General features: G+C 69.8%; 13 protein-coding genes and 1 pseudogene. 7 read left to right on the forward strand and 7 right to left on the reverse strand.

What is annotated here, in order from left to right:
• The 6 genes from AC2W7C_RS08175 to AC2W7C_RS08200 all read right to left on the reverse strand — a co-directional run.
• Window positions 1–816 (reverse strand): NAD(P)/FAD-dependent oxidoreductase (locus tag AC2W7C_RS08175; protein ID WP_486000990.1); only part of this gene is annotated, 816 nt, incomplete at its 3' end.
• 71 nt (window positions 817–887) lie between these two features.
• Window positions 888–1211, reverse strand: a complete 324-nt coding sequence (locus AC2W7C_RS08180) for a VOC family protein (protein WP_486000991.1) — start codon at window positions 1209–1211, stop codon at window positions 888–890.
• A gap of 103 nt (window positions 1212–1314) precedes the next feature.
• A complete protein-coding gene (locus tag AC2W7C_RS08185) occupies window positions 1315–2175 on the reverse strand; it encodes an SRPBCC domain-containing protein (RefSeq protein ID WP_486000992.1) in 861 nt (286 codons plus the stop codon).
• Window positions 2172–2756, reverse strand: coding sequence for an SRPBCC domain-containing protein (locus AC2W7C_RS08190; protein WP_486001002.1), 585 nt, complete (start codon window positions 2754–2756; stop codon window positions 2172–2174). The genes AC2W7C_RS08185 and AC2W7C_RS08190 overlap by 4 nt, the downstream gene beginning before the upstream one ends.
• On the reverse strand, window positions 2641–3198 hold the full coding sequence (locus AC2W7C_RS08195; protein ID WP_486000993.1) for an SRPBCC family protein: 558 nt from the start codon (window positions 3196–3198) through the stop codon (window positions 2641–2643). The genes AC2W7C_RS08190 and AC2W7C_RS08195 overlap by 116 nt, the downstream gene beginning before the upstream one ends.
• Window positions 3195–3506 (reverse strand): ArsR/SmtB family transcription factor, encoded by a 312-nt coding sequence (locus tag AC2W7C_RS08200; RefSeq protein ID WP_486000994.1) that lies wholly within the window; start codon window positions 3504–3506, stop codon window positions 3195–3197. Before AC2W7C_RS08200 ends, AC2W7C_RS08195 begins: the two co-directional genes overlap by 4 nt.
• 97 nt (window positions 3507–3603) lie before the next feature.
• On the opposite strand from AC2W7C_RS08200, the gene thiD reads away from it, so the two are divergent.
• Genes thiD through AC2W7C_RS08215 form a run of 3 tightly spaced genes read left to right on the forward strand, consistent with a single transcriptional unit; the run spans window position 3604 to window position 5515 of the window.
• A complete protein-coding gene (thiD, locus tag AC2W7C_RS08205; protein ID WP_486000995.1) occupies window positions 3604–4407 on the forward strand; it encodes a bifunctional hydroxymethylpyrimidine kinase/phosphomethylpyrimidine kinase in 804 nt (267 codons plus the stop codon).
• Window positions 4404–4982: a nucleotidyltransferase family protein gene (locus AC2W7C_RS08210; protein ID WP_486000996.1), complete on the forward strand. Its 579-nt coding sequence runs from the start codon at window positions 4404–4406 to the stop codon at window positions 4980–4982. The genes thiD and AC2W7C_RS08210 overlap by 4 nt, the downstream gene beginning before the upstream one ends.
• Window positions 4979–5515 carry an AAA family ATPase gene (locus AC2W7C_RS08215; protein ID WP_486000997.1) on the forward strand — a complete coding sequence of 179 codons (537 nt, stop codon included), beginning with the start codon at window positions 4979–4981 and terminating at the stop codon, window positions 5513–5515. The genes AC2W7C_RS08210 and AC2W7C_RS08215 overlap by 4 nt, the downstream gene beginning before the upstream one ends.
• Window positions 5516–5586: 71 nt before the next feature.
• Here AC2W7C_RS08215 and AC2W7C_RS08220 read toward each other — a convergent pair whose 3' ends face one another.
• Window positions 5587–5964, reverse strand: coding sequence for a hypothetical protein (locus tag AC2W7C_RS08220; RefSeq protein ID WP_486000998.1), 378 nt, complete (start codon window positions 5962–5964; stop codon window positions 5587–5589).
• A 262-nt stretch (window positions 5965–6226) separates the two neighbouring features.
• Between AC2W7C_RS08220 and AC2W7C_RS08225 the strand changes: the two genes are divergently transcribed.
• The 4 genes and pseudogenes from AC2W7C_RS08225 (at window position 6227) to AC2W7C_RS08240 (ending at window position 10060) form a co-directional block, all read left to right on the forward strand.
• Complete coding sequence (locus tag AC2W7C_RS08225) at window positions 6227–6502, forward strand: PepSY domain-containing protein (RefSeq protein WP_486000999.1); 276 nt, start codon at window positions 6227–6229, stop codon at window positions 6500–6502.
• Between the two features lie 11 nt (window positions 6503–6513).
• Window positions 6514–7193, forward strand: a pseudogene (locus tag AC2W7C_RS08230) (response regulator transcription factor).
• Entirely contained in the window at window positions 7190–8611 is a 1422-nt protein-coding gene (locus AC2W7C_RS08235) for an ATP-binding protein (RefSeq protein ID WP_486001000.1), read from the forward strand. Before AC2W7C_RS08230 ends, AC2W7C_RS08235 begins: the two are co-directional and overlap by 4 nt.
• Window positions 8612–8698: 87 nt before the next feature.
• A complete protein-coding gene (locus tag AC2W7C_RS08240) occupies window positions 8699–10060 on the forward strand; it encodes a hypothetical protein (protein ID WP_486001001.1) in 1362 nt (453 codons plus the stop codon).
• Window positions 10061–10178: the final 118 nt, after the last annotated feature.

The raw sequence follows: 10178 nt of genomic DNA on the forward strand, positions 1-10178 counted from the left end.
GCGCCCCAGCCATCCGGCGGGCGGCCGCGCCTCGACGCCCGCGCTCCACAGGACGGCGGCGGCCTCGATGGTCTCTCCGCCGGCGCGCACGACCCCCTCGGAAATGGCCTCGACCGCGGTTCCGGTTCGCACCTCGACGCCCAGTTCCTCCAGCGCCGTTTCGGCATAGGCCGACAGGGGCTCGGGGAAGGCCGACAGGACGCGCGGCCCCGCCTCGAACAGGATCACCCGGGCCTGGGTCGGGTCGATCCGGCGGAAGTCGTGCTTCAGGGTCTGGCGCGCCATCTCGGCGATCGTGCCGGCGGTCTCCACGCCGGTCGGGCCGGCGCCCACGACCACGAAGGTTGTCAGCCGACGCACCTCGCCGGGATCGTCGGCCAGTTCGGCCCGCTCGAAGGCGGCCAGCAGCCGCCGCCGGATGGCCAGGGCGTCGTCCAGCGACTTCAGCACCTGCGCTTCCTGCGCCCACTCGGGATGGCCGAAGAAGCTGTAGGCCGCGCCCGTCGCCACGATCAGCACGTCGTAGGGCTGATCGGGCCCGTCCTTCAGCCGGACGATCTTCCGGGTCGTGTCGACGCCCGTGACGTCGCCCATCAGCATGGTGGCGTTCTTCTGCCCGCGCAGGATGGTGCGCACGGCGGTGGCGATGTCTGCGGGCGAGAGGGCGGCTGTCGCCACCTGGTACAGCAGCGGCTGGAACAGATGGTGGTTGGTCCGGTCGATCAGGACGACGTCGGCGTCGGCGCCCTTCAGAGCCTTGGCGGCGGCCAGGCCTCCGAACCCCGCCCCCACGATCACCACCTTGCTGCGCGCCATTCCAGGCTCCTGCTCGATGCCTCCGATATAGGGAGGAACCGGCTGGATTACGCCCTGGATCCCCTTCGCGGTCACGATCGGATTGTCGCAGGCGCGGCGGAGTCCGGGGGCTCAGGCGGCGTTGATCTGCCAGGACACGCCGAACCGGTCCTGGACCCAGGCGAAGCGCTTCGAGAAGCCGTAGTCGTCCGGCGGCATGTGCAGCTTGCCGCCTCGCCCAGCGCCGCGGCCAGGGCGTCGACGTCCTGGGCGGCGTCGACCGTCAGGAAGGTCGAGGTCGAGGGCGTGAAGTCGAAGTCGTGCACCGGCGGGGAATCGTTGGCCAGGATCTCCAGGCCGGCTATCGCCAGCCGGGCCATGGCCACCGTGCCGTCGGGCTTCTTGTCCAGCGACACGACGCGGCGCCGGGATGGCCTCGGCGTAGAAGGCCAGGGCCTCCCCGCACTGGCCCTGGAACATCAGGAAGGGCGCGGCGGCGGTGATCATCGGCCTCTCCTCTCAGGACTTGCGGCGGTAGGTGGTGACGGCGAAATCCCGCCACTGGCCGTCGGGGCCGACCAGACGGCCGGTCAGACGGCGTTCGTCGGGCGAGACGATCTCGAACACGTCGTCGTAGTCCGTCTCCTCGCCTTCGACGTCGAAGCTGGGGCCGCGGCTGCGCAGGTGCAGCCGGCCGTCTTGGACTACGCCTTCGTAGACCCACAGGTGAGGCTCCACCCAGTTGACGAAATCGCCGGCGACCTTGCCGGTCGCGGGATCCAGGGCCAGCTGGAAGCGGACCTCGTCGCTGGTCTCGATGATGATCCAGGCGCCCTTGCGCGTGACGATCTCCACGCCCGTGCGACGGTGCTGGGGCTTGTCCGGAACGCTGCGGCCCTCGAAGGTCCATTCCCCGACCAACTGGTCCAGCCAATCCCCGCTCATCGCCGTCTCCAGGATGTCGGACAGGCTGTTCAGGATCATCGTCCACCCTTCGGTGGTGCGGCCGGCGTAGGCGGCCCATGCCGGGGCCAGGTCGTGGGTGAGGACCACCTCGCACCCGTCGTCCGCCGGGACGAAGCTCACGGTCACCCGGGTCGGCTCGTCGGGCGCCTCGTCGACCCAGAAGTCGAACACGACGCGGTCGGGCCGCCGAACCTCGACGAAGCGGCCGAAATGCCGGGCCAGTTCGCCGCCGCGGCGCTCGAAGATCGCGAACGACCCGCCCTCGCGGGGGTCGTAGTCGGTCTTCTCCATCACCCCGTCCGGGGTGTGGAACAGCCATTCGCCCACCCGCGACGGGTCCAGGAAGGCGTCGAACACCCGCTCGGGCGGGTGACGGAACCGCTTCTCGACGCGGATCTCGACCGGCCCGCTCATCGGTCCCGCCAGTCCGGAACCCGCATGTCGGGATGCCGGTCCTGCACGAAGCGGGGTTCGATCCCGTGCTCCAGCCAGATCTTGGCCCCTGCCAACACCAGGGCGAAGCCGTCCTGCCCGTTCAGGGCCGCGCTCACCTGCGCGTCGCGGTCGCCCTGGAAGCCCGAATGGGCGACGGTCACGAAGGTTTGGCCGTCGCGGGCGTCGAAGGTCCATTCCACATGGGTCAGGTCGTCGCCCTCGCCCCAGTCGACGGCCAGGCGGCGGTCCTGCTCGAAGGCGGTGACGCGCACGGGCGAGGTGAAGCCGTACATCTCCCATGTCCATTGGGCGCGCCGCCCGGCTCCAGCCGCCGGTCGCCGTGGCTGAACCAGAAATGGCGGGTGAGCTCCGGATCGGCGAACGCCTCGAACACCTCGGCGGCGGGCCGGCGGATCAGCATCCCGGCGTTGGCGACCGGCGCGCTCACGACGACGCCTCCAGCCGGGCGGCGTAGGCGTCGCGCAGGGCGAACCAGCGGTCCCAGGACCAGACGTGCCGGACGCCCCGGATCGCGCCGTCCAGCCCTTCCATGTGATGATGCCAGCCGCTGAGCACATTGCTGCGCATGCCGTCCCAGGCCTCGGGAATCCAGTGAACCAGCGTCACATGGGTGCCGTCGCCGTCCGGGGTCAGCCGCCAGGACACCACGGATTCCGGATTGCTGCCGAACGTGTGTTCGAAGCGGGTGAACGGCTCGACCGTCAGGACCTGGTTCGATTGCCGGCGCCGTTCGGGCGTGTCGGGCATGAACTCGTGGTCCGGCTGCCGGAAGTTCAGCTCCATGCGGCCGCCGGGCCGGGCGTCGATGTCGGCCTCCGCCAGCCAGCCAGACAGGCCGTCGCCGGTGGTCAGCGCCGTCCATACCCGTTCCGGCGAGTGGCGCAGCCGGCGCTCGAAACGCAACTCCCAGCCGCCTTCCATCCGGCGCAGGACGCCGGCCTCGGCCCCCAGGCGCACGGCGGGTTCCAGGGTCTCGGTCATTGGGGGAACTCCTTGTCCAGATGGGCTTCCAGCGCGTCGAGCCGGTCCGTCCAGAACCGACGATAGCGGGCCAGCCAAATGTCCAATTCCTTCAGAGGCTCGGGGTTCAGACGGTACAGCCGGCGCGTCGCGTCCTTGCGGACCGTCACCAGGCCGGCCTCGCGCAGCACCGACAGGTGCTTCGACACGGTCGGCTGGGCGATGGGCAGGGCGTCGACGAAGTCGCCCGCGGGGCGCTCACCGTCGGCCAGCATCGACAGAATGGCCATGCGGTTCGGTTCGGCGAGGGCCTGGAGGGCGGCATGCATATCTATCGTCTATCGTAAATATAGCTATTTGGCAATATCTGTGGGCGGTGCGGCCGACCGGGTTGCTCCCTGGACGGGAGTCCGCCATCTGCGGAGCATGACCTCGCCTCTCGGACGCGTCCTGATCATCGCCGGCTCCGACTCGGGGGGAGGGGCCGGGGTGCAAGCCGACATCAAGGCCGTGACGGCCATGGGCGGCTACGCGGCGACGGCGGTCACGGCGATCACCGTCCAGAACACCTTGGGCGTCCACGGGGTGCATCCCTTGCCGCTGGACCTGATTCAGGCCCAGGCGCGGGCGGTGCTGGACGATATCGGCGCCGATGCGCTCAAGACCGGCATGCTGGGATCGACCGAGGTGGTGGAGCGGGTCGCGGCCATCCTGGACACGTCGCGGGCGCCGGCCGTCGTCGATCCGGTGATGATCGCCAAGGGCGGCCATCCCCTGCTGGCAGACGAGGCGGTGCAGGCGGTCCGGTCGCTGATGATTCCGCGCGCCGCGCTCTTGACCCCCAACGCGCCGGAGGCCGAGGCGTTGACGGGTCTCGCCGTCGCCGACCTGGACGGCCAGCGCCGCGCCGGCGAGGCCTTGTTGTCGATGGGCGCTCGGGCGGTGCTGATGAAGGGCGGACACGTGCCGGGTGACACGGTCGCCGATCTGCTGCTCACCCCGAATGGAGAGACGGTGCTGGAAGGCGAGCGCGTCGAGACCCGCCACACCCACGGCACGGGGTGCACCCTGGCCAGCGCCTGCGCCGCGGGCCTCGCCCTGGGTCGGCCGTTGGAGGTCGCGGTCGCCGAGGCGTGGGCCTACGTCGCCGAGGCCATACGCCGCGCGCCGGGTCTGGGCGGAGGGCACGGCCCGCTGGACCACGGCTGGCCGCTGAGGGACGCCCGATGAGCGATCTGGAGGCCCGGCTGACCGAGATCGTCCGCGGCGATCCGAACCTGATGCATGTCCTGACCACCCTGCGGTCTCTGGACCTGCCGGACTGGCGGCTGTTCTCCGGCGCCGTCTATCAGGGCGTCTGGAACGCCCAGACCGGACGGCCCGTCGGCTATGGGATCAAGGACTACGACCTGGGCTATTTCGATCCCGACACCGGTTGGGACGCCGAGGACGTCGTCATCAAGCGGGTCGCCGTCGCCTTCGACGAGCCGTTCCGCAGCGCGGTCGAGGTCCGCAACCAGGCGCGGGTCCATCTGTGGTTCGAGAACAGGTTCGGCGAGCCCTATGACGCCCTGACGGGCACGGACGAGGCCTTGAGCCGGTTCGTGGCTCCAGCGTTCGCCGTGGCGGTTCGGCTGGAGCCCGACGATGCGATCAGCGTGGCGGCGCCGTTCGGCCTGGAGGACTGCTTCGACATGGTGATCCGGCCCAATCCGACACGCGGCCTGGCCCGCGGCTGGGACAAGGTGGTCGCCAACGCCGTCCAGCGCTGGCCGGAACTGACGATCGTCGGTCCAGAGGCATGATCGCGGACCGGTTCGTCGTGCTCTCCGGCTGTTCCGGCGGGGGCAAGTCGACCCTGCTGGACGAGCTCGCCCGCCGCGGGTGCGCGACGGTGATGGAGCCGGGGCGCCGGATCGTCGTCGAGGAAATGCGATCGGGCGGAGGCGCGCTGCCCTGGGTCGATCCCGTGGCCTTCGCGCGCCGCGCCGTCGAACTTTCGCTGGAGGACCGGACGCGGGCCGACCTGAACGTCTGGACGGTCTTCGACCGGGGGCTGATCGATGCGGCGGCGGCGCTCGAACACCTGACCGGCGAGCCGGTCCTGGAGCGGCTGGGACGCGAGCACCGCTATCATCGCCGGGTGTTCCTGACGCCGCCTTGGCCGGAGATCTATGTCGCGGACCCGGAACGGCGGCATGGATTCGAAGAGGCCGTCCAGGAGTACGAGCGGCTGACCCAGGCGTACCGGGCCCTGGGCTATGAAACGACGATCCTGCCCAGGACGTCCACCGCCGAGCGGGCGGATCTGGTTCTGAACGCTCTCCCCGCAGAATGACCGGAATGAAGAAGGAGCGCGACCCTTTCGGATCGCGCCCCTCGAGGCCTGCAGGGAGGGGAGGTCAGGCCTTAGTAGCGACGGTTGTCGCGGTCGCGGCGTTCTTCGCGGACCTGACGCGACAGGGAATCGTAGCGACGGTCCAACTCCTGACGCTCGCGCCAGCTCAGGCCGCCGCGCTGGTAGCTGTATTCAAGACGAACCAGCTGGTTCAGCTCGGCCCGAAGGCGGGTCGCCTCGCGGCGGCTCAGCTGGCCGTTGCGCTGGCCGACGTCGATGCGGCGGTCCAGGTTGTACTTGCGCTGGGCGATCGGCTGCCAGCCGCGATAGTTCTGCTCGTAGCGGTCCCCGCGGTCATGGCGGTCGTGGCCGTAGGACTGGGCGGCGGCCGGGACCGCGACGGAAGCCGCGGCCAGGGCGAGGGCGGGGATAAGGGCTTTCTTGAACATCGGGTCTCTCCTTGGCGTTCGGCGCAACCGGTCCGGCTGCGTTGACGTGGAGAAGACCATTTCCGGCCTGAGCCCGATCTGAACGGCGGAAGTCAGTTAACATTCATCAGCATGAATTCGGCGACACGCGGGAAATCCGGCGCGCACGAGACGGGAAACGACCGCCCGCGCGTATGAGGGGGGCGGCGGCGCGCGAACGGTGAAATATGTCTACACTGCTCGTTCAGCCGTCGTTCAGAGCTCGAGGACTAGACCCGTCTCCATGACCCGGATGCCCGCCATCATCCTCGCCGCCCTGATCGCTGTCGCCCCCGTGGCGGCGGTCGCGCAGGAGCGCGCGCCCCGAGGCGCCCCATCCCGCGAGCAACAGGCCGAGCGTCCGCGCATCAGCGAGGCGGAGGCCCAGCGTATCGCCCAGTCGCGGGCGGGATCGGCGCGTTTCGTCGGCTTCCTGGGCTACCGCAACGGGCGATATGTGTTCCGGTTTGACGACGATGGCCGGATATTCGACATCAGCGTCGACGCCGGCGGGCGATAAGGATCAGAGTCATGCGCGTGCTGCTTGTTGAGGACGACGTCGACCTGTCGCGTCAGCTGAAGGCGGCGCTGGGCGACGCCGGCTATGCGGTCGATCACGCCGCCGACGGCGAAGAGGCGCACTTCCTCGGCGACACCGAGCCCTATGACGTGGTGGTGCTGGACCTGGGGCTGCCCAAGATCGACGGCGTGTCCGTCCTTGAGCGCTGGCGGCGGGAGGGCAAGACCACGCCGGTCCTGATCCTGACCGCGCGCGGGCCTGGTCCGACAAGGTCTCGGGGTTCGACGCCGGGGCCGACGACTATTTGACCAAGCCCTTCCACACCGAGGAGCTGCTGGCCCGCCTCCGCGCCCTGCTGCGCCGTTCGGCCGGCATCGCCTCGGCGACCCTGTCGTGCGGCGGCCTGCGCCTGGATCCCCGCGCCGCGCGCGCCAGCGTCAATGGCGAGCCCCTGCGGCTGACGTCGCTGGAGTATCGTCTGCTGCACTATCTGATGATGCACCAGGGGCGGGTCATCAGCCGAACGGAGCTTGTGGAACATCTCTACGACCAGGACTTCGATCGCGATTCCAACACCATCGAGGTGTTCGTCGGCCGGCTGCGCAAGAAGATCGGGCCGGACCGCATCGAGACGGTCCGCGGCTTGGGCTATCGCCTGACGCCCCTGGTCGGCGAGTCCGACGCGGCGTGAGCGAAAACCCGGGGGGCGAGCCGGAGAGCTGGGGCCGCTGGTTCGGACGGCCGGGCCGCAGCCTGACCCGGCGTTTGATCTGGCTGGCTTCGGCCTGGATCGTCCTGGCCCTGATGATCACGGGATGGGTGCTGACGTCCCAGTATCAGGAAAGCGCCCTGCGCCGCCTGGGCAATGTGCTCGGCGACACCATAGACGAGGTGGTGCTGGCGACGACGGTCACGCCCGACGGCGTCGCCGTGGCCGAGATCAAGGACTCCCAGTCCTTGAGACCGCTGTCCGGGAAATACTGGGCCGTCGCGGAACTCGACGAGAACGACGACATTCGCGTCCTGGTCCGTTCGCCCTCCCTGGCGGGCGAGGACCTGAGCGACCCGCCGGAACTGGCCAATCGGCTTCGAAGCGCCTTCGGCCAGACCATCAGCTACAACGCCGATGGCCCCATCGGCCGGCCCCTGCGGGTCGCCGCGAGCCTGAAGACCCTGCCTGGACGTTCCGAGCCGCTTGTCCTGATGGCGGGCCTCGACCGCTCCAACATCGACGCCGATACCCGCCAATTCGCCACCTTCACCTGGACGGCCCTGTTGCTGCTGGGACTCGGCCTGGTGCTGGCGGTGTTCATCCAAGTGCAGATCGGTCTTCGCCCGCTCTACGGCCTGCGCAACGAGATCGTTGACGTGCGCAAGGGCAAGGCCGCCCGGATCGCCAAGACCTATCCGCTCGAGATTCAGCCCCTCGCCGAACAGGTCAATCAACTGCTCGACCACAACCAGGAAACCGTCGAGCGCCAACGCACCCATGTCGGCAATCTGGCCCACGCACTGAAAACGCCGCTGTCGGTCATGCTGGCCGAGGCCGGCGTGGAAAGCGGACCGTTGCCCGACATCGTTCGCAAGCAGACCGAGATCATGAAGGCGCAGGTGGACCATCACCTGCGCCGCGCCCGCGCCGCCGCCCGCGCCCAGCTGCTGGGCGAGCGCACGCCTATCGCCGAGGTCGTGGACGAACTGGCGGTGATGCTGGAGCGGGTGTTCGAGACCCGCGGCGTCGAGATCGACTGGCGCGCGCCCGACGAGCTGGGCTTCCGCGGCGAACGGCAGGACCTCCAGGAGATTCTCGGCAACCTGATGGAGAACGCCTGCAAATGGGCGAAGCGCCGGGTCAGGGTCTCGGCAGGGCCCACCGGCCTGGGCCAGATGGTGGTGGTGGTGGAGGACGATGGCCCCGGCCTGCCCGAGGATCAGCGCGAGGCGGCGCTTCAGCGCGGCATGCGGATGGACGAGACCACGCCGGGGTCGGGCCTGGGCCTGTCGATCGTGGTCGAACTGACGCGCGCCTACGGCGGCAAGATCACTCTGGCCGACAGCGACATGGGCGGCCTGAAGGTCCTCTTGGAGCTGCCGGCCGCCGAGGCCTGATCGTCCGGGTGCGGAGAGGGCCTGTTAACCTCGCCGGCCGCATAGTCGGCTCCGGTCGGGGACGCGCCTCCGGTCATGAGGTGTTCAATGGCCGGGCTCTCCGCCGCCCATCGCATTGCACTCGCCGCCCTGACGGCGCGCTGCACCGAACCCATGCTGCAATCGGTGTCCGCGGCCGTCGCGACCCTGCCGGGAGGCAAGGCCGCCGACCTTAGGCTGATGCTGGCCGAGGAGATGCAGGACCGGAAGCGCCAAGCCGTCGTCTTTGCGCCGATCGCGCCGATGTTCCGCGCCCGCGCCGACGCCGTCGAAGCCATGGTGTTTCCGGCGGCGATCCTTCCCCGCCTCTGGAAGGTCGCCAGCCTTCGCGAACCGCATCTGCTGCCGCGGCTGGACGAGGAGGGGCCGGATGCGGACGCCGTCGCCAATCGCATCTGCCTGGCCGCCGCCATGGCTGTGCGGGACCAGCCCGCCCTTCTGTGGCCCGAGACCGAGGCGCCGGAGCGGCGCGAACAGGGCCTGACCGATCTCGCCGCCTGCCTGGACCTGTCCCACCTCGCGCGGCGGGCCCTGCCGTCGATCCAGGTCTGGCTGAAACGGCCGGACGGCGATCAGCTGGCCGAACTGCGCCTGCTGGTGAAGGACTGCGCGACGGTCCACCCGGACGGCGCCTGGCGGTTGCTGGAGATGCTGTTCGCCCACCTGGAGGATGCGGTCCTGGTGCTGCGCATCCTGACGCGCACCTCGGGCGTGGCGGAGCATGAGGGCTTCCTTTCCTCCTCCGAGATGGCCGGTTTCGTGGACCGCCTCCTGGCCGGGGTTGAGCAGCGCGCCGAGCGGCTGGCGGCCTACAAGCCGGGTGGCGACCGGGCGGCCGACGACCGGGTCCTGGCGGATCTGGACTGGTGTTCGAACGTGCTGGCGGAACTGGACGTCACGCTGACGCTGGATCCGAACTCCGTCTGGGGCAAGACCGTGCGGGACAACCGCGTGGCGGTCGCCGGCTGGCTGTCGGGTCTGTTCCGCGCCGCCGACAAGGCCGTCGACAAGGCCCTGCCGCTGACGCGCGTGCAGTTGTCGGGCCGCATGAGCCGCATGGCGCCCCACTTGGACGCGCCCGCCCGGGGCGAGGCGGCCGAGACGGCCTTCGCCCTGATGAAGCTGGTCGGCGCAGCCCGTGGCGCGACCGCGACTTTCGGGTGCGAGGCGGAGCGCAAGATCCTGACGGATGCTCTGACCGAACGTCTGGCGGACTACGCTGATCAGGTGCTGACGGCGGTCAATGACGGAGAGACGCCGGACGAGGCCCATGCGCTCAAGCTGGTGTCGGTGGCCGCGCGGTATCTGGAATTGATCGAAGCCAAGGACGCCGCCCGAACGGTGCGTCGCCGCGCCGCAGTGGCCGGTGGACCCGCCGCGCCGGGCGAGGCCTCGTCCCAGGCCGCCTGATCGGCTACATCGCGCGGCGATGACGATTTTCTGGATCATGACCGCGCTGCTGGCGGCCCTCGCCGGCCTGCTGGTGCTCGCCGGCGCGCGCCGAGGCGCCGACGCCGGCGAGGCGGTT

The organism is Brevundimonas sp. CURTG3B2_SDJG (genome assembly GCF_057364705.1).